Source organism: Lonsdalea quercina subsp. quercina (assembly GCF_000688655.1).
Lineage (GTDB): Bacteria > Pseudomonadota > Gammaproteobacteria > Enterobacterales > Enterobacteriaceae > Lonsdalea > Lonsdalea quercina.
Window position 1 is genome coordinate 375,550 of record NZ_JIBO01000004.1, and the last position, 22,842, is coordinate 398,391.

Annotated in this window: 13 protein-coding genes and 5 pseudogenes; 5 read left to right on the top strand and 13 right to left on the bottom strand. The window is 54.4% G+C overall.

Going from position 1 to position 22,842, the window contains the following annotated elements; genetic code table 11:
* Nucleotides 1-12: 12 nt before the first annotated feature.
* The 8 genes from RZ35_RS04515 to RZ35_RS04550 form a co-directional block, all read right to left on the bottom strand.
* Complete coding sequence (locus RZ35_RS04515; RefSeq protein ID WP_026742230.1) at nucleotides 13-720, bottom strand: HAD family hydrolase; 708 nt, start codon at nucleotides 718-720, stop codon at nucleotides 13-15.
* A gap of 69 nt (nucleotides 721-789) precedes the next feature.
* Nucleotides 790-1,701: a tagatose-bisphosphate aldolase gene (locus RZ35_RS04520; RefSeq protein WP_026742231.1), complete on the bottom strand. Its 912-nt coding sequence runs from the start codon at nucleotides 1,699-1,701 to the stop codon at nucleotides 790-792.
* Nucleotides 1,698-2,276 carry a P-loop NTPase family protein gene (locus tag RZ35_RS04525; protein WP_051625471.1) on the bottom strand — a complete coding sequence of 193 codons (579 nt, stop codon included), beginning with the start codon at nucleotides 2,274-2,276 and terminating at the stop codon, nucleotides 1,698-1,700. The genes RZ35_RS04520 and RZ35_RS04525 overlap by 4 nt, the downstream gene beginning before the upstream one ends.
* Nucleotides 2,273-2,710, bottom strand: coding sequence for a PTS sugar transporter subunit IIA (locus tag RZ35_RS04530; protein ID WP_026742232.1), 438 nt, complete (start codon nucleotides 2,708-2,710; stop codon nucleotides 2,273-2,275). Before RZ35_RS04530 ends, RZ35_RS04525 begins: the two co-directional genes overlap by 4 nt.
* A gap of 6 nt (nucleotides 2,711-2,716) precedes the next feature.
* Nucleotides 2,717-2,995, bottom strand: coding sequence for a hypothetical protein (locus RZ35_RS04535; RefSeq protein WP_026742233.1), 279 nt, complete (start codon nucleotides 2,993-2,995; stop codon nucleotides 2,717-2,719).
* 46 nt (nucleotides 2,996-3,041) lie between these two features.
* On the bottom strand, nucleotides 3,042-4,379 hold the full coding sequence (locus tag RZ35_RS04540; protein WP_026742234.1) for a PTS sugar transporter subunit IIC: 1,338 nt from the start codon (nucleotides 4,377-4,379) through the stop codon (nucleotides 3,042-3,044).
* A gap of 15 nt (nucleotides 4,380-4,394) precedes the next feature.
* Complete coding sequence (locus tag RZ35_RS04545) at nucleotides 4,395-4,685, bottom strand: PTS sugar transporter subunit IIB (RefSeq protein ID WP_026742235.1); 291 nt, start codon at nucleotides 4,683-4,685, stop codon at nucleotides 4,395-4,397.
* 9 nt (nucleotides 4,686-4,694) lie between these two features.
* On the bottom strand, nucleotides 4,695-5,675 hold the full coding sequence (locus tag RZ35_RS04550) for a 6-phosphofructokinase (RefSeq protein WP_026742236.1): 981 nt from the start codon (nucleotides 5,673-5,675) through the stop codon (nucleotides 4,695-4,697).
* Nucleotides 5,676-6,258: 583 nt separating this feature from the next.
* On the opposite strand from RZ35_RS04550, the gene RZ35_RS04555 reads away from it, so the two are divergent.
* The 4 genes and pseudogenes from RZ35_RS04555 to RZ35_RS04565 all read left to right on the top strand — a co-directional run bounded on the left by RZ35_RS04555 (nucleotide 6,259) and on the right by RZ35_RS04565 (nucleotide 20,072).
* Nucleotides 6,259-7,899 (top strand): ShlB/FhaC/HecB family hemolysin secretion/activation protein, encoded by a 1,641-nt coding sequence (locus tag RZ35_RS04555; RefSeq protein ID WP_235195083.1) that lies wholly within the window; start codon nucleotides 6,259-6,261, stop codon nucleotides 7,897-7,899.
* Nucleotides 7,900-7,967: 68 nt separating this feature from the next.
* Nucleotides 7,968-15,755, top strand: a pseudogene (locus tag RZ35_RS04560) (two-partner secretion domain-containing protein); the annotation flags it as partial.
* 282 nt (nucleotides 15,756-16,037) lie between these two features.
* A pseudogene (locus RZ35_RS18665) lies at nucleotides 16,038-19,673 on the top strand (hemagglutinin repeat-containing protein); the annotation flags it as partial.
* Entirely contained in the window at nucleotides 19,674-20,072 is a 399-nt protein-coding gene (locus RZ35_RS04565) for an SMI1/KNR4 family protein (RefSeq protein ID WP_026742238.1), read from the top strand.
* Here RZ35_RS04565 and RZ35_RS04570 read toward each other — a convergent pair whose 3' ends face one another.
* The 5 genes and pseudogenes from RZ35_RS04570 to RZ35_RS17925 all read right to left on the bottom strand — a co-directional run.
* Complete coding sequence (locus RZ35_RS04570) at nucleotides 20,073-20,615, bottom strand: RNA 2'-phosphotransferase (protein ID WP_026742239.1); 543 nt, start codon at nucleotides 20,613-20,615, stop codon at nucleotides 20,073-20,075.
* Between the two features lie 51 nt (nucleotides 20,616-20,666).
* Complete coding sequence (locus tag RZ35_RS18575) at nucleotides 20,667-20,798, bottom strand: SymE family type I addiction module toxin (protein ID WP_394296477.1); 132 nt, start codon at nucleotides 20,796-20,798, stop codon at nucleotides 20,667-20,669.
* Nucleotides 20,753-20,908, bottom strand: coding sequence for a hypothetical protein (locus tag RZ35_RS18495; RefSeq protein ID WP_327062217.1), 156 nt, complete (start codon nucleotides 20,906-20,908; stop codon nucleotides 20,753-20,755). The genes RZ35_RS18575 and RZ35_RS18495 overlap by 46 nt, the downstream gene beginning before the upstream one ends.
* A gap of 77 nt (nucleotides 20,909-20,985) precedes the next feature.
* Nucleotides 20,986-21,090, bottom strand: a pseudogene (locus tag RZ35_RS18500) (helix-turn-helix domain-containing protein); the annotation flags it as partial.
* 30 nt (nucleotides 21,091-21,120) lie between these two features.
* A pseudogene (locus tag RZ35_RS17925) lies at nucleotides 21,121-21,201 on the bottom strand (IS3 family transposase); the annotation flags it as partial.
* A gap of 497 nt (nucleotides 21,202-21,698) precedes the next feature.
* On the opposite strand from RZ35_RS17925, the pseudogene RZ35_RS17620 reads away from it, so the two are divergent.
* A pseudogene (locus tag RZ35_RS17620) lies at nucleotides 21,699-22,800 on the top strand (IS3 family transposase).
* The last annotated feature ends 42 nt before the right edge of the window (nucleotides 22,801-22,842 follow it).

Consider the following 22,842-nt stretch of genomic DNA (forward strand, 5'->3'; position numbering starts at 1 on the left):
GTGCGATTTTCGTCATCGATGGCGGCTTGGGCTTTCCATCGAGCGATGCTCGAAACGGCGTATCTCCCCGATAAGTTGCGGCATGGCTTCAATTACGCGATCGGCGCCTGCGTCAATCAGCCGTGTACGGTGGCTGGGCGTGGTATGCGCGCCGCCGGTAAATCCCACGACAAACATTCCCGCACTTTTCGCCGCCGCGACGCCATGAACGGAATCCTCGATGACAATCGTCTGTTTCGGCGCGGTATTCATGACCTGAGCCGCATGCAGAAAAATGTCGGGACGGGGTTTGCCGCGGCCTGGACCGAGATCGACCGCGGAAAAGATATACGGCGCGAACAAGGACTTCAAACCCACCCGCGTCAGCATGTAATCCAGCTGTTCCGCGCTGGAATTGGAGCCGATACACCGACGGAGGGGAATTTGGGACAAGGTCTCCCGCACGCCGGCGATACTGACCAGCCTGTCGGCGAACGCGGCCATCAGCTGCGGATAAAACGCCTGACGTATGTGGGGCGGGATCGTGACCCCCTTGTGAACGCGGATCTGGTCGAGCAGCTCATCCCAGGTGAGTCCGCTGTAGCGATGCGTGAACTCATCAAGCCCGATATTGACCCTATGCTGATTCAGCAAGGACACCGTCAGCTCGATACCGATGATCTCCGAGTCGACCAACACGCCGTCACAGTCGAAAATAATTAAATCCACTCTGTCCGTCATCTCATTTTCCTGTCAGCAGGGCTGGCCGAGCGCCGTTGCCTGCGCTGGCCAGCCTGGTTAAATCGGAGATTAAGCGCTGATGCGTTGTTGGCGATATTTCACCAGCAGCCGCTGGATGTCCCGTAAACGGGGCACGGCGAGGGTGGTCAATTTTTCGCGTGTGACGCTGCGGTCAAGAGAGATGCAGTCTTTCCACAGTGAACGGCCTGCGATCACGCCGGACGCGCCGTTTCGAAGCGCGACGTCAACCTGTTGCAGGAAGGTTTCGTGGTCGACGCCGGCGGACAAGACTGCCCACGGAACGTCTCCGCAGGTTTCCGTGACGGCGGCGCAGGCTGCTTCCGAGCCGGGGTACGGGATCTTCAGCACTTTAGAGCCGCAGTCGATGCAGGCGCGGCAGCCTTCCAGGATCAGCTGGGGAATTTTACGCTGGTAGTCTTCTTTGCTTTCATTTTCCAGCGGATAGGTCAGGAACTCGACGACCAAGAACAGATCTTCTCGGGCGAAATCGGCAATGACGTTGCGCAGCGTCGCCAGATTGGCGGTATTGGCCTCCGGCGTATCCATGCGCAGGTAGATCATGATTTTGCCGCCGGTCGCCCCCAGTTCACGCACTTTGCGGGCGGTGATGCCTTCGACCATTTTTGAGATGCGGTAGCCTTCGGGCGAGGTGTCCCAACCGGAGGCATCCAGGCCGACGAGCAGGCCGGTATTGCGTGGTACCACGCCTTCATCAATGATGCCGGGGACGGCGCAGAGCGGATCGACCAGCACGCAGCCCGCCTCCGACGCCAGATATTGCGTAATATCGTATTTGGTTTTCCCCAGCGTCTCGTTACTGATTTTCGCCTGTTCTTCCGGCGTATCGGCCAATAGGGTTCTCATTCCGCCGCGCTGATCGCAGGCGACCACCATCATAGCGCCGGTATTGTCGCAAATCATTTGATAGCCACGACGTTCTGCTGTTGTCATTTTGTTCATCGGTTAATTCCTCGTACAGGAGATAAGATGTAGGGTTCTGAATGATTAAGGTGCTGAGCGACCCATGAAATAAGGCGTTCTGTCTCGATCTCCTTATCCTGAATCACGGTGTAAACCGGGCCTAACGCCATGGGCTGCGCCTTTTCCGCTAATGCGACTAATTCGGGGATATACTCTTCGCCGGGATGTCCTTTCACCCGGCAGTGGCAGCGCTGGGAATAACGCTCCGCCACCCGCTCGGGCGAAATCTGATTCCATATTTCAATCACGGTTTCGCAGTCGCATTGCGACAGGTAATTGGCTAAGACTGATTTATGCCGAAATCCAAACCAGGCATCTAAAATAAATACCGTGTTCGACGGCGAACTTTTTACAATGTTGAACATAGCCGCATAAGCGGAATAGCCCAGTTGGCGATTCAATGGCCTGTCAATAATATCGGCGAACTGCGCCATAAAAGGCTCTTTAATTTCGTCGATGCTCAAGACAGGTAAATTGAAAAAGTCGGCAATCTGTCCGGCAACGTAACTTTTTCCTGATGCCGGTATTCCATTAACCAAAATCAGTTTTTTCATAATAATCCAAGTATTTCATCAACGGTGGCGGCGTGTCTTATTCGACTTAACGTGTCCTCGTGATCCAGAAGGCCAACAATGGAAGCAATGCCTTCCGTAATATGAGAGTCCCCGTTAACGCCGCCAAACATCACAATAATATCGACGGGTTCACTGCCGTTAATTGAGATGGGCGTTGCGAGTGTCACCATACTGAAACAGTCTTTGATGACCCCGCATTCCGGTCGGGCATGAGGAATGGCGATACCTTCATCAAAAACATAATAGGGGCCATATTCCAATGTGTTATCAATTACGGCTTTCGGATAGTCAGCGGTGACAAAACCACCTTTAATTAATGGTCTTGCCGCTTTTTCGATAATTTCCTGCCAGGCGTTAACGCTGACTCTGACCTGAATAAACGAATTTTGAGCAAGAAATGATTTAATCGTCATATCGCCTCATATATTTTTGCGGATGGTGTTTCTTAACTCATCCATTCTCAGGAAAATATCGTCAACCTGATGTCGATACGGCTTAGCGGCTGAGAATACTTTTACCGCCTGGGTATATTTCACCATCAGCCGTTTTTGAATCGTGGTATCCGCCGGGTTTTTCTTGAGTCCGGATTCCAGCTGCATGATTTCCGAGTGAAGCGTTTCCGCCTCTTCGCTGTTTTCATTTTCCGGCTTCCCTGGCGTCTTTTCTAATTGAAAGAGATGCTTTAATTTCGCGAACATATTTCCTCCTCACGTCGTGATGGAATAACCCGCGCGTTCTGCCGCCTTATTTGCCCAATTTTCTATTCGCTAGCCAGACAATCAGGATGACGAAGGCGATGAAACCGATGACGAACGGCCAGTCATGCTGGAAGGTATGGCCAAGGACCAGACCGGTACTGATGACGTCTGAGTCGCTGAACGTCACGCCTTTGAAGCCGAAGGTTTCTAGCAGCGGCACCAATATCGCGGGCAGAAAGGTAATGAACAGGCCGTGAACCACGCCGCCGATGATGGCGCCTTTTCTGCCGCCCATTGCGTTGCCGAAGACCCCGGCGGCACCGCCCGCGAAGAAGTTGGTCAGCAGGCCCGGCAGGATCATGGCCAGCCCGAACAGCGGGAAGACCAGCATTCCGATAATCGATCCGACGGTGGTGGCCAAAAAGCCGACGATGACGGCATTCGGGGCGTACGGGAACAGCACCGGACAGTCGAGCGCGGGTTTGGCGTTAGGCACCAGCCGCATGGCGATGCCGCGGAAGGCGGGCACCAGCTCATTCAGCAGCAGGCGGACGCCGCTATAGAGTACGAAGACCCCGGCGACGAACTGCATGGACTGCATAAACGCATACATGATGTAGTTGGTTTCGCCCGCGAACTGCGCGATGTACGCCGACCCGGCAAAGATGGCCGGAATGAGGTACATCGGCACCATGATGACCGCCATCGACAGGTAGGTGTCTTGCAGAAATTTGAAGTTATCGGGCAGTTCCAGATCTTCGGTAGAGCGCGAGTTTTTGCCGATTGCTCGCGCTACCGCGGCCTGAACGAGGTAGCCGATGGTACAGAAATGACCGAGCGCTACATCGTCTGAGTCCGTGATTTTCCGGACGATAGGTTGGGCGATGGCCGGCATCAGCACCGCCATCACGCCGCCGAAGATCCCGCCGGTCAAAATCAACGTCGCGCCCGTCAGCCCCGCTTTGTAGCCGATGACGGTGCCAATGGTCGCCATCCATAGCAACGCCTGGCCGGTGAGAAAGATGTATTTGAACGGCGTGATCCGGGCGATGAGGATGTTGACGGCAAAAATCACCAACAGCGTCAGCGCGACTTCGGAACCCAGTTCACGGTTAGCGACGCCGGCAATCGCCGCCACGTCCGTGATATACCCCTGCATGCCGAATCCGTGGGTAAAAATATCGTTAAGAAAGGTCAGGGCGGCCACAATAATATTAATCCCCGCCATCATGATGAGAAACCCTAATAAGGTTTTGAACGTTCCCTCCACGGTTTTACCGACGGATTTTTTTTGCAGAATAAGACCGATCATTGCGATTAACGCAATTAATATCGAAGCCTGGCCTAGAAAATCAGTCACAATAAAATGAATAATAGCGTCCACGGGTTACCTCATTTTTTAGATGGATTTCAGATATGCGAGGATTTTTTCTTCAATTTCTTTTTTGTCGGTGAGTTTATTCAAGATGATGACTTTTTTCTTATCCTCTTCGCTGGCATCCGACGTTAGAATGTCAGCGAACATTTTTTGGGTAAGAATAATGTCGTATTGATAGGATGACGCTTCCGATACTGTTGTGTGATCGATATTCGCATCAATGGCGAGTTTTTGTAATACAGACTTGGCGCTCATTTCAATAGCAAAACTTGAACCGAGACCGCAGCCACATACGCAGAGTACATTAAGCATAATATTACCTCAGATAAGGTTATTTACTTTAGCGAGTTTGTAGAGATAACTATCTTTGTCCACCAATCGTTTTTTAATGTTTTCAAGATCTATCGGTATGGCTTTATTATTATTGTTGATGACAACAATTTTATTTGTCAGGCCGCTGTTAATACATCTCACTAGCTCTTCTGCGAGAATAGCGCCCTGAATGATCTCCTCTCCGGTCGGCGTGCCATTTCTTAAACCGTATCCCAGAATCGTTTTTCGGATGCGGATGCCTATCTTGTGCTCTATCTTTCCAATCATGGTATCAATCGCCCCCTGAAATCCGGGGGTATATTCTTTGGTATATCCTTCAGAACATAAAATAATGACGCTGTTCTGTATTTTTATTTTCTGTTTTATCTGGTCCGCCAGGACATCAATGTCCCAGGGGGCTTCTGGAATGAGCGCAATATCCGCATTACTTTTTANCGCCGCCTGTAATGTCAGTTCGCCGCAGTAGCCTCCCAGCAATTCAATAATAAATATCCGTCCCGGCAAGCCGCGTCCGGTATTGCGTAATTTGGCGACTTCACTGATGACCTGTTCGCAGGCGGTGGAAAATCCGAGGGTATAACTGTCGCCGTCAATATCGTTATCAATCGTCATTCCCACGCCGTAACAGCAGATGCCGTAGCTGCTCAGTGTCTTCAGAAACTGAAAAGAACCATCGCCGCCGCCCATGATCAGACAATCCAGTTTCTTATGACGAATGTTCTTAACAATCCTCTCGTAGTCGGATTTCCGGCATTTATCCTCCTTTCTCCCTGACGCGAGCAACGGCACGGAAGAGAGAGATAAATCGACCAGATCGCGGCGCGTGATGTCTTTGCAGCGATTTTCAATCAGCCCATTAATGCCGCCGTCGAAGATCACCATGTCAGATTCTGTCATCCGGTTGATCTGAAAAAGGAAATTATTCATTCCGCTGACATCGCCGCCGCTTAGTACCAATCCTATTCTCATGGTTAACCTCGGATGAAGGCTCCTCAGTGACTATGGGATCGATAGTAGAGATGGCGGGATTAATTTTTTTGGAGCACGTCACACTTATGCAACATTTCATTCGGCCAGCGAGGCTTGACAGGCTGTTTTAGCACCTGATTTTGTGATTGGCATCACACTATTTTGTCCTGACTCTTCTAATGCCGCTAGGTAATTATTTGTTTTACATATGTTTTGGTTATAGGACGTTTGACGGACAGGCGAGGCGGATTTGCACAGGAAAACGGCTGCTGCTTTTGTGATTTTCTTCACATTAATTTGGGNTAAAGCGCGAAAGGAGTCGGGGCGAGGGGAGGCGTTGGGGGGAGGTAAGCGATCTTGTGATGTCAGGGATGAGGAAAGGGCGACGCGGATTTGTTTGTAGAGTGCACATAATATGCTTGCTTTTAATACCACCGAATGAATAATACGTGGAAATTTACACAATCTTACGATTAATGGATGAAATCTTTTCATTAAAGGGATTTTTCTGATGTGTTTTTCTTATTCAAAGTCGATCTCCCCTGTGTTAGCTGCAACCGTGCTTGCCTATGCTTCCTCGGTGATGGCGGCAGACAGTCCTGATGCGCCGATGCAAGGGGCCGCCGCGATTGATGCTCGCGAGCAGCTGCGTCAGCAAGAGCGAACGCGTGCGCTGAGAGAACAAAACACCCCGCAGGCCGATGTTCGTCTCCAAACGCCTGACGCCGCGTTGCCAGGGTATCCGACAGAGGAAAATCCCTGCTTCACCCTTCATTACCTCGCATTACAGGGAGAGGCTTCCGAGCAATTCCAGTGGGCTTTGGCCTCTGCCGCCGATGCCAACGGCCGCTGTCTGGGCGCTCAGGGCATCACGCTCGCTATCAACAAAGTGCAAAATGCCATTCTTGCAAAAGGTTATGTGACCACCCGAGTAATGGCGCAGGAACAGGACTTAACTCAAGGGATTCTTACGCTTACCCTTCAGCCGGGGCGCATCAGCGATATTCGCTTCGGCCAACCGACGTCGTGGCGTGGGCGGTTGTGGAATGCCATTCCGGCATCGCGTGGCGATATTCTCAATTTGCGAGATGTCGAGCAGGGGCTGGAGAACCTCAAGCGTGTTTCCAGCGCGACGGCGGATATTGAAATTGTTCCCGGAGAACAGGAGGGCGCCAGTGATTTGCGGGTCAATTGGCAAGAAAAGCGCCCGGTTCGTCTGAGTCTGGGACTGGATGACAGCGGCTCTGAAAGCACCGGACGTTATCTGGGCACCGCCACGCTGGCCATCGATGCGCCTTTCGCACAAAACGATTTGTTTTACGCCAATATCGGCAGAGATATGTTTGCTCAGGGGCCGTACGGCAACCGCTCTAACACGCTGAACTACTTCTTCCCCGTAGGCTATTGGGCGTTTTCGGCTAACTATAGCGACTACACGTACCATCAAAATATTCCCAACGCGAATGAAGTCCTGAGCTACAACGGAAAAAGCGACAACGTCGTGGTGACCGTTTCCAGATTGCTGTTTCGCAATCAGTCCNATAAAACCACGCTCAACCTGCGGACCTACCGCAAACACGCCACAAACTCCGTTAATGGCATTGAGATCGAACAGCAGCGTCGCCGCACCGCGGGCTGGGAGTTGGGCGTCAATCAGCGCAGTTACTTCGGCGATACCACGGTAGATGCCAATGTTAGCTGGCGTCGTGGGACCGGCGCATTCGGCGCGACGCGCGCGCCGGAAGAAGCGACGCACAGCGGCAGTGCGCGCACGGGCGTGCTGTTGGGGGACGTGAGTATTCATCAACCTTTCACATTCGTCGACCAATCCCTGCGTTACTCCACCACCTTGCGTGGGCAGTGGAGCGCTAACGCATTAACCCCTCAGGAACGTTTGGCGATTGCCGGTCGCTACACCGTACGAGGCTTCGATGGCGAGCAGATGCTGTCAGGAGAAAGAGGGATTGTCTGGCGTAACGAATTAGGCTGGAACATCCGGTCGCGGGGACATGAACTCTATCTGGCGCTGGATTATGGGCGAGTGGGCGGACCGGGAACACGTTATTTGGTCGGGCATCAACTTGCGGGTTCCGCCTTGGGACTACGCGGGGCTCTTTGGCAACACATTAGCTATGACGTTTTCGCCGGCGTACCGCTCTTAAAACCGGATGCGTTCCATACCTCAGGTGCGACTGCCGGTTTCAGTATCAACGTTGAAATCTGATTCACGCTATTAGGTCCGCTGCCATTTTGTGTTTTCCCAGGGATTAACCTTTTTCACGGAAGGATGTCATGAACAAGCATTGTTACCGTCTTATTTTTAGCCGCACGCACGGCGAGTTACGAGTTGTTTCCGAATTAGCGCGTAGTTGCAGCAGCGAACCCGGTCAGACCCGAGGTCCGGGGGCCGTTCGTTTGTGGGTGACGGTGCGTCGTGCGGTCTGGATGCTGGGACTGGCGTTGTTCGCCACTCCGGCGCTGGCGGCGGGCATTGTGGCGGATAGCGGTGCGGCGGCGGGCCAACGACCCGATGTTATTGCCACGCAAAATGGTCTTCCTCAGGTCAACATCACCGCGCCGAATCAGGCCGGGATTTCACACAACCAGTACAGCCAGTTCGATGTCGATCAGAAAGGGGCCATTCTGAACAATTCGGCGGCGATGACCTCTACCCAGATGGCGGGGATGATTCAAGGCAACCCCAATCTGAATGTGGGTAGCGCGTCAGCCAAAGTCATCCTGAATGAGGTTAATAGCAGCAATCCCAGCCAGCTTCGCGGCTATATGGAAGTGGCGGGCGGACGCGCTCAGGTGATTGTGGCTAACCCGTCGGGGATTGTCTGCGACGGCTGCGGGACGATCAATGCGGGGCGGATGACCTTGACCACCGGCAAACCCCAACTCAATGCGGATGGCAGCCTGGCCGGATATCAGGTTGAGCGGGGCGTCGTGCGTATCGAAGGCGGTGGGCTGANCGGCGACGCCCGCCATGATACGGAGTATGTCGATGTGCTTGCCCGGGCCGTTGAGGTGAATGCGGGCGTTTGGGCCAAAGAGAAAGTCAATGTCGTCGCAGGCCGCAACCGCGTCAGCGCAGACGGTGAAACCGTCGTTCCTTCTGCGGCGTCGGATGAAGCCAAACCCGAGCTGGCCATTGATATGGGCCAGATGGGGGGGATGTACAGCGGCCAGATTCACATGATCGGCACTGAAGCGGGCGTCGGGGTGCGCAATCAGGGCGGACAACTACAGGCGGGCAAAACGCTGACCGTCAGCAGCGAAGGTCGACTGGTCTGGCAGCCCGCCCAGCAGGAGGCCGTGACGCAGGCGGCAGAGTCCATCAGTCTGACGGCCAATAATGATATTGAGCACGATGGAAAATTACACAGCGGCGGCACATTAAATGTTCAGAGTCGTGCGGGGTCGATTAAGCAGTCCGGCACCCTGGCGGCAGCCGGCGACGTCCAGCTCTCCGCTGCGGCGGGCATTGAAAATACCGGGCATCTGCTGGCGGGGAGTGATACCCGTAGTACGTTGATAAATGACGCCGATCTCACCCTGACCAGTCAGGGCGAGGTCCGCAGCAGCGGCAGCCTGTTGAGTCAGAAAAACGTGGCGTTGACCGGAAAGCGCGTCGATATCGGTCAGGCGCAGCTTGCCGCCAGGCAGGCGACGGTCTCCGCCCAGAGCGGCGGTGTCGGGTTGCGGCAAGCTAAAGTCGATGCTCAGCAGTTCACTGTCGATACCTCTGGGGATATCGACGCCCGTCAGGCGCAGGTTAAGGCGGGAACCTGGGCGGTGGGCGGCAATAATCTGCTTAACCAGCAGGCCGTCTGGGTAGAGACTGATGCCGGGGAAAGTCGCTTCAGACTGAACGGCAAGCTTGATAATACGCAGGGCGATATTGAGGCGAACAACCTGAGTCTGTTTGCCGGTGAGGTGAATAACCAGAGTGGTCGGCTGGTGTCGCTGGATAGCAACGCACGGGAGTGGCAGGTCGGGGGATTGCTGGATAACAGCGAGGGTGAGCTGGGCAGCAACGGCGACCTGGCGCTCAATGTCGGCGCGCTGAAAAATCAGGCGGGCTCGGTTAAAAGCTTGCAGGCGCTGCGTATCAACAGCGCAGGCGACGTGGATAACACCCGCGGCACTCTCCTGGCGGGCGCTGCGCTGAGCCTGGATGCGGGACAGGTCGATAACGCATCAGGAGTTCTTGGCGGCGAACAGCTCCAGCTCTCGGCTGAAGGTTTGAACAACACGCTTGGGCAGGTCATCAGTCAGCAAGATCTTCAGCTTACCGCGCATCAGGGGTTGGATAACCAGCAGGGCTTTATTGGGGCCGGGCAGGATCTGGCTATTCAGACCGAAGGCGACTGGAACAACCAGGGCGGCACCGCGCAGAGTGAAACCGTGATTAGCGCCACGGCGAACACGATGAATAACGAGAGCGGCAAGCTGTTGTCAGGCGACCACCTCTCGCTCAATGCCGCTGGCGGCGTCAACAACCAGGCGGGTGAGATCAGCGCGACGACGGTTGAACTCGGCGCGGCGAATTTCTCAAATGAAAAAGGGAAGGTCATCGGTCAGCGCTCGCTGGAGGTGAATGCGGCGCAGGCGCTGAATAATGCGCAGGGGCTACTGTCTGCCCGCGAGAAACTGGTTCTTCGTACCGACGGCCTATTAACTAACCGCGACGGAGAAGCCAGCGCGGCCGAGCTGGACGTCGCGGCCATACAGCTCGATAACGTACAGGGTAGGGTTATCGCCGGACAAAACCTGAACCTGCGGGTGCAGGACGGCGTGGATAATACCGCCGGACTGCTCGAAGCCGCCGAGACTTTGACAGTTCAGACCGAAGGAGACTGGAACAATCAGGGTGGGACCGCGCAAGGCGGCGGCCGGGTGGTCGCGACGGCCCGCCNCCTCGACAACACTCAGGGGCGGCTACAGTCAGGCGGCGGGTTATCATTGAACACGACGGCCGACGTCAACAATCAAGCGGGGAAATTGACGGCTCAGGACCACCTCAACTGGCAAGGCGCATCGACCAGCTTACTAAATAATGACGGTGGTTCGTTACAGAGCGGCGGCGATCTGGTTCTGAACGGCGGGCGTCTGAGCAACCGTCAGCAGGGCGTGGTACTGGGCCAGCAAGCACTTTCATTCGATCTGTCATCAGACTGGGATAACCAGGGCGGTCAGTTGACCAGTCAGGGGCCGGCCGTGCTGCGTGCCGCTAATCTGTACAACGCGCAGGGAACGGTTAACGCGCTGGGCAGTCTGGACATGCAACTGACAGAAACGCTGGATAACGGCAGTGGCCGCATTTTCAGTCAATCTACGCAAACGCTGGCTGCGCAAGAGATCCTGAACAATCAAGGATGGATGGGCAGTCAGGGCGAGTGGCGCGCTAACGCCACCCGTTTTGACAATACGAAGGGCAGCGTGCAGTCGCAACAGGGCGCTCAGCTGACGGCCGACGCGTTAACCAACGCGGAAGGGGGATTGCAGTCCGCCGCCGATATGACCTTAAGGGTAGCGGGCGATATCGATAACCGCGGGGGCAAGGTCAGCGCTCAGCATCAGTTGACTGTGCGGGGCCGCACGGCGGACGACGATACGGGCGCCGTGAATAATGCGGGCGGACAGTGGCTGGCGGGTGAGGGCTTAAGTCTGACGGCGCAGAGGCTGGATAATACGCAGGACGGTCTGTTGTATAGCCAGAAGCAGTTGGATTTGAATGTTGGGACACAGATCGACAATCAGCGCGGCAAACTGCAAAGCGGTGAAACGCTGACGCTGAATGCGCAATCACTGCAAAACGATGGCGGCACAGTAGACAGCCAGCAACAGATGCTGCTGAGTACGTCGGGCGAGCTAAGCAATCAGGGCGGGGCGCTGCGCAGCAATGGCGATCAGCGCATTGCCGCCTATCGTGTTGATAACGCGCAAGGGGTGATCAGCAGTCAACGCGGCCTGACGATCAACGCTCCGCAGCTGGACAACGCGGGCGGAACGCTCATCAGTCAAGGCCTAGGGACGTACCATGTCGATACGCTGAATAACTCTCAGGGCAAACTGCATAGCGGTAATGCGCTGATGCTGACCGGGAGTCAGGTCAACAATCAGGCGGGGCAGCTGGTTTCCACACAAGATCTGCTCCTTAACGCCGCACAGTTGAACAATAACGGACAAGGGATCATCAGCAGTCAGGGCGCGCTGGATATCCAAAGCGATACATTGAATAACCGTGATGGCGGACTGATCTTAGGGACAACACGTACAGGCTTGACTGCGCGTGAAGCGGATAACACGGCAGGTCGCCTGCAAAGCGCCGGGAGCATGACGCTGACAGGACTGACCCAGTTAGACAACACTCAGGGGCGCGTTGTCGCGAACGGACCGCTCAGCATTAATGCTCTCAGCAGTCGTCTGGCGCGCTCGGCGTCGGCGCTGTCGGTATTGAACCCCAACGGATTGATGCAGAGCGGGGCATCGCTGGTTCTCGATGCCCTGTCCCTGAACAATCAGGGCGGTACGTTGCAGAGTCAGCAGGCGNTAAGCCTCAGCGTACAGCAGGACTATACCCATCGCGCGGGCGACACGTTGAGCAGCAACGGCGCGCTCACGTTCTCTGTCGCCGGCGTATTAACCAATCTGACGGACTGGCTGCTTCCCGGCGACCTGACCTTGAACAGCGCTCACTTCAATAACCAAGGCGCTTTGGTCGGCAAGTCGATGCAGGTCACTACCGGGCAATTGACCAACCGTGGACGGATTGAAGCCGATGCGATGACGCTTGATGTCGACACGTTGGATAACCCGAATGCGGTGATGGGCGACAACCTGACCCTTCGTGGCCGCGTCATTGATAACTACGGCTCGGGAGCGGTGCTGGCGGCCGCTCAGTCCCTCAATTTACGCGGTAACGAACGTCTGACTAACCGTGACGGCGCCCTGATTTTCAGCGGCGGCAGCTTACAGTTGGGCAGTGACGATCTCATCGAAAACCGGGCCAGCGCGATCGAGGCGGACGGCAATGTGACGGTTGATGCGCAGCGGTTGGTCAACGAGCGCGTGGGGCTGAACATCGAGCGCGATGCGGAGTCCAGTGATTACAAATGGCAGCGCTACAACTATTTCTGGCGTTCCTACGACTTAACGGTCAACACCGATAAGAACACCGTGGCTCCCGTCACACAGTCGCTGACGTTCCAAGATGAGGCTGCGGCGCAAAGCAATCCGTACGGCACCATTCTGGCGATTGACGCGGCCGGCAAGCGGGCGCAGGTTCGCGTAAAAGACACGTCCGGGACGTTAACGGACATGTGGGTGAATTACCTCGCCCTGCAACCGAATGCAGACGGCAGCTATGCCATGACGTTTTATCAAACCACCGGATTCTGGCAGAGAGCGGTGCCGACGCCTTACCAAAATACCGTCTGGCGCGAATTTAACCGCGGCAGGCTGGAACAATGGGACCCGGAAAAACACATCGATATTTACAGCGCGCCGAATGTCACGGATTACAACAACCTGCGTGAGCGTACGGTCACCGGCTCGCTCACGCGTGACAGACTGATTTCGGAAGGGACCGGCGCCCGAATTCTGGCGGGCGGCGACATGACGCTGCGTATTAACGGGCAGTTGCTCAATGATGCCAGCGTGATCACGGCCAACGGCAACCTGGGGATTGAAGGGAGCGGCAACGTGGATAACCGGGGATACTCGGTCAACGAACACCGCACCGAAGTGATTGCCGACCACTATGACAGAGACACGCGCCACTGGTATCCCACCACCAACTACGATGCCACCACGGCGCTGACCACCATTGATGGCATCATTTCCGGTCAAGGGAAGGTGGCGATCGCCGCGGCGAATATCACTAATACCACGGTGAATCAGGCGCAGATCAGCAGCGTGGAAGCGGCGCTGAAAGCGGCCGAGGCGGAGAGGGCGGAGTGGGAGCGTAATCCGCTGGCGTTTAGCGTTGAGGGTGTCGACGGTCAGCAGGCTAACGTGGCGCTAGCCCCGGGCGCCAAAGCCACGGCCGGAAGCCCATCGGCATTAGGCCGACCGCTGCTGCCAGCCGAAGTGGCGCTGACGGCTAAGCAATATGTCGGCAGCGTCGCGACCTCGATTCCGGACAATGGCTTGTTCCNCCAGAATCCGGCGACGGGCAGCCCTTATCTGGTGGTCACCGATGAACGGTTTACCAGCCGCACGAAGTTTGTCAGCAGCGATTATCTGCTGTCGCAGGTAGGGTATGACCCGTCGACGGTGCATAAGCGTCTGGGTGACGGATTCTACGAACAGCGATTGGTGCGGGATCAGGTGCTGAGTCTGACCGGACGTCAGTCCGTTCAGGGTGAAGATGCCATGGCGCAGTACCAGAATTTGATGAACAACGGCATCAAAGTGGCGCAGGACTTTCATCTGGTCACGGGCGTGGCGCTGACGCCGGAGCAGATCGCCTCACTTCAGCAGGATATCGTCTGGATGGTTGACGAGACGGTCGAGACGGCTTCAGGTCCGCAAACCGTTCTCGTGCCTAAGGTTTACCTCGCTCAGTCCACACTGCGCCTGACCGGTGATGGCGCGCTGATTGCCGGTGGCGAACTGGATCTCTCTGCGGAGAGCATCGCGAATGCGGGCAATCTGTTCGCCGACCAGGCGCTGAGCATCGATGCGGGGCAATTTTCGCATCTGAGCGGCGATATCAAGGGTGACAGCATTAACGTTCAGGCGGAAAGCCTGACTATGAGTACGAATCTTCAGGACGCCTTGCGTCAGGCCACCCTGAGCGCCAGCGACATTAGCCTCAGCGGCAACGACATCCATCTACAGGGCGCCAAGCTTGACGCGACGAATAACCTTAGCCTGAGCGCCCGCGATAATCTGGACATCAGCGCGGCGAAAAGCAGCTTCAAGTCTGATGGATTGCAGGTCATTTCCGGTGCGATGGGCAATCGAACCAGCGACGGCATGGAAGAAGCCGGCGAGCGCATGGCGACCCTTAGCGGGGAGTGGCAGCAGTCACTGGGAAGCGAACTGAAGGCCGGGGGCAATCTGGCGCTCAACGCTGGCCAAGATATTACGCTGCGCGGCAGTCAGGCCAGCGCGGGAGGGCTGCTAGGCGTGCAAGCGGGCGGCGATATCAATTTGCTGGCGGACAAATCCACCCACACCACGCACCTTGAGGCCAACAGCAGCACGTCGTCGGTGAGCAATAGTCGGGAGGAAGATCGTCTGCTGCTCAGCTCGATGAGCGGGGCCAAGGGTGTCACCTTGATCGCAGGCAATGATTTGCTCGCAGAGGGCGCTCAGGTCGACAGTACGGAAGGTCGGGTCGGCGTCAGCGCGAAAAACGTCACGATTAAAGAAGCGCATCAGCTAACGAATGCTTTTGACAGCGAAGACAAACAGGATGGGCGGACGAAAAGCCAGCGCATGATTGATAGGGCCAGCGATGCCGTGGTGGGCAGCACCTTTAGCGGCCAGGGCGGCGTGACCGCGATTGCGCGTGAAGGCGATCTTGCCGTTACCGGCAGTACGCTGCACAGCGAACTCGGCGAGATTGCGCTACAGGCCAAAAACGATGTGACGATGAATAGCGCCACCGAACAAGAGACTGAACATAGTGAAGAGCGTTCTCAGAATAAAGGCTTTTTGAACAAAAGCACCGGTTTCACGGTACAGCATGACCGTGTGACGACGGAACGCGGCTCGCTGCTGAGTGGTAACAGTATCAGCGTGAATGCGGGAAATGATTTGGTGGTAAAAGGCTCTTCCGTTGTTGCTCAGGAGGATGTTCGTCTGAAAGCGGTCAACGATGTCACCATTGAGGCGGCGACGGAAACGTCTTCATCTCTCAGTATAAAGGAGTCAAAAAAGAGCGGGGTTTTAAGCAATAATCTCGGCATCACCATCGGTTCTCAATCATCTAAGGCATCACGTGAAGGGAATGAGGTAACGCAAAGCGAGGCGCGTAGCCTAATTGGAACGAGTGGCGGCAACGTGATAATCAACGCCGGTAATAAGGCTACGGTGAGCGCGTCGGACGTGACGGCAGCACGTAAAGAAGGTGATACGGAACGTAAAACTGGTCATATCGACATTACCGCCAGTGATATTGATATTATCCCCGGCAAGGACGTGGTGCAGGAGACGGCGAAACAGTCCAGTAATAGCAAAGGCGTAGGTATCTCTCTCTCCGATCCGCTTGTCGAGGCGGTGCGTAACATTAAGGCCATCAACAAGGAAAACGACAGTGGCGTAACTAAAGCGAAGCAGTTGTCAAGTGAATTGGCGGCGGCGGCCGACATTGGCGGTGGAGCCTCGTTGCCCATCAGTTACGGGCGCTCATCTTCAAAAAGTGAGTCACAGTACTACGCGGCGTTTTCGAGCGGCAGCAACCTGACGGCGGCGGGTAATATTCAGCTTAATGCCACCGGCGAAAAAGGTCAGGGTAATGTCCTGATTAGCGGTAGCCGCCTCGGGGCTGAAGAATCTATCATTATTGATGCTAAAAACAGTGTCGATATCACGACCTCAACGGACCAAGAGAACCTGAGCACCCGCACCGCTAGCAGCGCTTGGAGTGTGACTTCCGCAGCGCCAACGGTGGGTTCAGGCACCCGTACGATGAACGGCGGGCCGAACCATGGCAGTGGCGTACTACCGTTTGGTATGGAAAAATCCAGCAGCGAAGGCGAGCGGCAGACCATTGCCCAGAGCGGTAGCCAGATGGCTGGGAATGACATCTTTATTACCAGCAAAGACGGACATATCAATCTTGAGGGTAGCACCCTGGCGTCGATCAACAATCTCCTCTTGTCTGCTGAAAGCGGCGGTATCAACATCACCACCGGCACTAACACGATATCCGATAGACAGGACGGTAAAGAAAGTATGGTGGGCAGCCTTGGCGGTGATGGCTACAGCGGCAAGGTAGGCTACCGCAGCTCAAAACATTCGTCGCAGCTCGACAGCAATCAGCAGAGCACGCTGCACAGTCAGATAACAAGCCAACAGGGCAATATCGCCCTCCAGGCCAAGCAGGATGTATCAGTGGATGGTGCGGATATCCGGGCTGGTAAATCGCTGCTCCTGAGCGGTGACAATATCCATCTGGATGTCAGTGAAGACAGCCTGCATAACTCGAGTAAGTCCTCTTCTTCGCAGTATGGCGTCACGGCCTCGGCCTCTGGCTGGGCAGTTTCCGCCGCGAAGGCCCTGGAGAATGCGGCCCGTTCGAAAGAAGAGGGCCGTGACTCGCGTCTGACAGCTATCTATGCCGCTCAGGCTGCGCTGACTACCGCCACCGGCGTGGCTCAGGAGGCTTACAACGGTTCGTTGGTGAAAGTGACCGTTGGCGTTTCTGCTGGCAGCTCGAAAGAGCAGCAAGACTACCGTAGCCAAGAGGAGCAAGGAACTCATCTGGTGGCGGGCGAGACGGTGCGTCTCGATGCGGATAAGGATATCGCGGGTCGGGGCGTGAGCATCGCCGGTAAGAATGTGGCGCTGGATGCAGGACGTGATATCACGCTGAACTCGGCGCAAGATACGGAGAAAGAGCAGAGCCGGAGCAGCGGCAATCAGTTCTCTCTCGGCGTGGGTTTCTCGCTGATTGGTCAGCAAAATGGCTTCAGTGTGGAGATAGGCGCCAGCCGTTCGCGGAGCCAAATGGAGGGGCATTCGTTGGTTAACCATAACAGCGAAGTCCGGGCCACCGACACGTTGACGATGAACAGTGACCGCGATACCACTTTACAAGGCGCGGAGCTGTATGGGGAGCGGGTCGTCGCCGATGTTGGCCGGGACCTGACTATCAGCAGCCAGCAGGACAGTGCGGAGTACCATAGTCGCTCGAACTCTACCGGACTCAACCTGAGTATCTGTGTCCCTCCCATCTGCGCCGGGGCCTCTTCCGCGTCCTCGGCTCAGGGCAGCATGGACGTCAGCAGCGGCAGGATGAACAACGAATATCGGGCGGTGGTAGACCAAAGCGGGTTGTTCGCCGGTAAAGGCGGCTTTGATATTTTTGTCGGCGGGCATACCCAGCTGGAGGGAGCGGTCATCGCCTCGGATGCGGAGGCGGCGAAAAATCGGCTCAGTACGGACACGTTGGGCTGGAGCGATATCGAGAACTGGGCGGAGTCCAGCGGTAGCCAGTATGCCTTGAGCGTATCCGGCGGCGTGGGAAAGAGTACGGACTCGGGTGGCGNGGTCGCGACCACGGGCGAGTCGCAGACGGGGGGATATCAAGGTTCGTCGGGGGGTAAGCCGTCGATGTCGATGGCGAACTTCACACAAAGGGTCACCAGCACGACGCACAGCGCGGTCGCTGAGGGTGACGTGCTGGTCCGCGACAACGCCAACCAGCAGCAGGATGTGGCGACGTTGAGTCGTGACACGGAGCATGCGCACAGCGTGCTGGAGAATAATTTCGACAGAAATGCCATCCGGGACAAGCTGGAGATTCAGCAGCAGGCGACGTCGCTGGGTACGCAGGCGATGACGGCGTATGCAGAGAGCCAGCAGAATGCGGCGAAACAGCAGGCGCGTGATGAAATGGCGGCATCGGGCGAGCTTGAGGGACTGAGCGAAGCGGAGATTGAACAGCGCGTGCTGGCGTCGGAGACGTTCAAGGCGGCGGAAAGCGAGTACGGAGTAGGCAGTCCGTTCTGGACGGCAGGGACATCGGTGAGCGGTCTTCTGGCCGGCGTTCTGGGGGGCAATGTACAGAGCGGAGCGGCAGCGGGCGCCGCCCCGGTGCTGGCAAAGCTGATAAAGGATGCGAGCGGAGATGATAATGAGGGTGCGCGTATAGCGCTGCATACGCTGGCGTCAGCGGTCCTGGCGAAGGCGCAGGGAGGCAATGCGACAGCGGGTGCTGCGGGGGGCTTCATCGCAGCGGCGAGTGCAAAAACGTTTGCGCAGGCACTGTATGGAAAAGAAGCGGAGGAATTGGCGCCGGATGAGAAAATGGTTATCCTCAATCTGGTTTCAGCACTGGGTGCGGCAGGCGGAGGACTGGCCACCGGCGACACGAGCGGGATAGTGAGCGCGGGTAATGCGGCCAGGGTTGAGGTTGAGAATAATGCGCTGAGTGTTCAGCAAAACCAGGACCGGGCCAAAGAAATGACTCAGTGCCAGGGGGATGCTGCTTGTAAAAATGACGTTATTGATAAGTACAAGAAAATCAATGCAGAACAGCATGAAAGCGTTGTGAACTGCTCTGGTGCTAAGGATTGTGTCGATAAAGCGAATGAAGTTGGCCTGCTGCAGGCTGATTATGCCAAACGAACCAGTGAGTTGCTGGAGAAAGCACGTACTACAGGTGGTCTGAGGCCGGAAGAACAGGACGAATTATCTATTCTTCAGGTAACATCTATCCAGCTTGAGGCAGACAGAAATACGGCGATCCATAATGCACTGATGTCAGGGGATTCGGAGGAAGCGAAGCAGCTTGCGATCAACTCACTGGCCCAGGCGGCTGGAACCAGTGCTGCGGGAATAGCGGCAGGGATTGGGAAAAAAGGAATCAATGAGCAGACCACAGTTAAACCGACAGGAAATACTTCCTCATTTGATGCTAACGAAATTCGCTTTTCACAGAATACCGTTTCTTACAATAAGACAGATCGAGATACACGCGTGAAATACACTTACGATGATCTTGTTTCCAGCATGAAAAAAGATGGCTGGAAAGGTGAACCAGTTGATGTTATCAAGATGCCTGATGGAAAAATGACCAGTATGGATAATACAAGGATCAGTGCTGCCAGAGAAGCAGGCATAAAAGTTGAAGCTAACGTCAGGAGTTTTGACGATCCATTACCAAAAGATATGGTGGACTCGGGACGTTTTGGTTCTGCTAAAACATGGGGTGAAGCTATCACTGGAAGAATTAACAACCAGAGCAGTAGTTTTAGTAAAAATAATCCCAATGGATCATCCGATTCGCCAAGAATAACTGGTAAGGGTAAATAAATGACTAACAGAGCAGGCATGTATAAAAATTATTTATCTCCAGGTTTTTCTTTACCTGAAAGTTTTATTGATTATGTCTCAGGAGCTGAATTAGAAGATATCGAGTCGTGGTGGTTATTTTGTTGTGCTCAAAATTATGTTGATTTTTGGTGCGACAAGATTAGAAAGCTTTATCCGGAACGGAGTTTGATACCTTTTGCGAACTGGCGTTATACGGATGATATTGTCTGTTTCGACGGCGAAGATACGTCAGGCGATCCGAAAGTATATTATGTCCATGCTTTTGCTTCCGCAGGCTGGGAGGACAAAGGTTATACAGATAACTTCGAGGAATGGCTAAAAATGGCGCGTCTTGAGTCTGCCCGTCATAAAGCTGAACGAGCAGAAGACGAAGAGTAATTATTCCTGAATAAACCGGTAAGGAACGGTGTCAGTTAGCCAGACCCCGTTATCAGCCTGAAAGAATTTAAAGCCCTGTTCGTACATGTTCAGGGCTTTTATTTTTAGTACTACCGGTTTTCCATGACGTTGTCCTACTTGAATTGCAGTATCTTCATCAGGTGAAAGATGTACATACTGGCGTGACAGAGGGATCAGACCATGCTCCCTGATTGCAGATATAAAGCGGCTTGCTGTTCCATGATATAAAATATCTGGCGGCTTTTTCTCTGTATAAGCGATATTAACCTGCTGTGTTGAGTGCCCCTGAGCTGCCCGGATGCGTAACCCATCGTCTGAAATCGTAAAGCGTTTTTTATCACTGCTATCAACAATATCATGAAGAAGGTTATCATCAAGTGTATAGCCTTCTTTAACTGAACAAAGAATAAGATCGCTTATGATAGCCCATCCTTCATTATCCAGAGATAAACCGATGGCTTCTGGTTTATGGCGTAATACATAACTCAAAAACTTGCTTATATCTGTGTTTTTTTTACTCATGATAATAATCTCAAATAAATCCCGGTCACCGAGCCGGGGTATTTTTATCGGTCACTCAGCGGTCACTGGTCTGATAACCAGCTGTTCCCACCCAACCACCACTATCACTGGCGTATCGGTGGTGAACCCAGCCTCTTTTAGCCAGTCGTTTTTAAGGTGCAGGCTGGGGGGCGGCTGTGATATTTAGTCATTTTAGTGGCGCGTTGCTCATGGCGAATACTGGTATAACCCACCTTTAGCCGCCGCTGCGCTTTGGAAATCTTCACTTCTGAAATACAATCCTGCTCAGCCATAATAACTAATCCTAACTAGTTGTTGTGGTCAGCAGTCTTATCTTGTTGCACCACGCTAAGGCCGCGCTAAATCAGGCTTACCCCAGCACTCGCCGGGCCTGATGTTTTAAAATCAGTGCATCCAGAATCGATGTCACTGACTTCAGTTCTTCTTTGTCCATCTGCTTAAGCCCCTCGAACTGTGATCCTACCCACGTAATGTGGACACCGCCCTAAGCGAGGTTCTGGTTTTCAAATTGTTCCGGGCTAAGACCGCCGCAGGCAGTGTGACGACGCCAACGATTGTAATCACACATACGACTTAACGGTCAACACCGATAAGAACACCGTGGCTCCCGTCACACAGTCGCTGACGTTCCAAGATGAGGCTGCGGCGCAAAGCAATCCGTACGGCACCATTCTGGCGATTGACGCGGCCGGCAAGCGGGCGCAGGTTCGCGTAAAAGACACGTCCGGGACGTTAACGGACATGTGGGTGAATTACCTCGCCCTGCAACCGAATGCAGACGGCAGCTATGCCATGACGTTTTATCAAACCACCGGATTCTGGCAGAGAGCGGTGCCGACGCCTTACCAAAATACCGTCTGGCGCGAATTTAACCGCGGCAGGCTGGAACAATGGGACCCGGAAAAACACATCGATATTTACAGCGCGCCGAACGTCACGGATTACAACAACCTGCGTGAGCGTACGGTCACCGGCTCGCTCACGCGTGACAGACTGATTTCGGAAGGGACCGGCGCCCGAATTCTGGCGGGCGGCGACATGACGCTGCGTATTAACGGGCAGTTGCTCAATGATGCCAGCGTGATCACGGCCAACGGCAACCTGGGGATTGAAGGGGGTCGACACGTGAAGGATGTTTGCCGCGAAAACGGTGTGTCGAAAGCCAGCTATTATAACTGGAAAGCCAAATACGGCGGCATGGTGTCCTCCGATATTAAACGAATGAAAGAGCTGGAAGAAGACAATCGCCGATTAAAGCAAATGTACGCATCCCTCAGCTTAGATCATGAAATTCTTAAGGATGTTGTAGCAAAAAACTCTAGCGGTGCCTGAAAAGCGTGAGTTGGTGCGTTATGTCATGACGGAACATCAGGCCAGTGAGCGACGTGGGTGCCGCATTATCGGTATTAGTCGAAGTCTGTTGCATTACCGCCCGAACACGACACGGGATCTGCCGGTGGTCGAGGCACTACAAAAATTGGCGCATCAGTATCCGGCCTATGGCTTTGGACTGATGTTCAATAAGTTACGTCAGGCAGGATTACCGTGAAATGCAAAACGGGTTTACCGGATCTACTGTCTATTAAAACTCAATCTTCGACGCAAAGGAAAAAAACGCCTACCTAACAGGCATCCACAACCGTTGGTTTTTCCGCCTAAAATGAACCACTGTTGGTCAGTTGATTTTATGAGTGATGCCTTGATCGACGGGCGGCGATTCAGGTTATTTAACGTCATTGATGACTTTAATCGGGAAGCGCTGGCCATCGACGTTGATTTGAATATACCGGCTCATCGTGTTGTGCGTATTCTGGAACGATTAAGCGCAGAACGAGGCTACCCGGCTTTTATACGAAGTGACAATGGGCCAGAACTCACTGCCGTTGCTTTAGCCGAATGGGCAGAATGACATGGTGTGAAACTCGATTTTATTCAGCCAGGCAGGCCGATGCAGAATGGATTTATTGAGCGATTTAACAAAACGCTACGAACAGAAATACTCGATAGGTATCTGTTCAGAACACGGTCAGAAGTCCGCGTGCTAACAGAAGACTGGCGCACAGAATATAACGAAGAACGCCCGCATAGCACACTGGGTGATATGCCACCCGTTATCTATGCGAGGCAAAAACTGGCCGGAGATCCTCACTGGCGGTGGTACTAAAAAACGGAGGGACTACAAAATCAACGAGCAAGGGAAAAAATA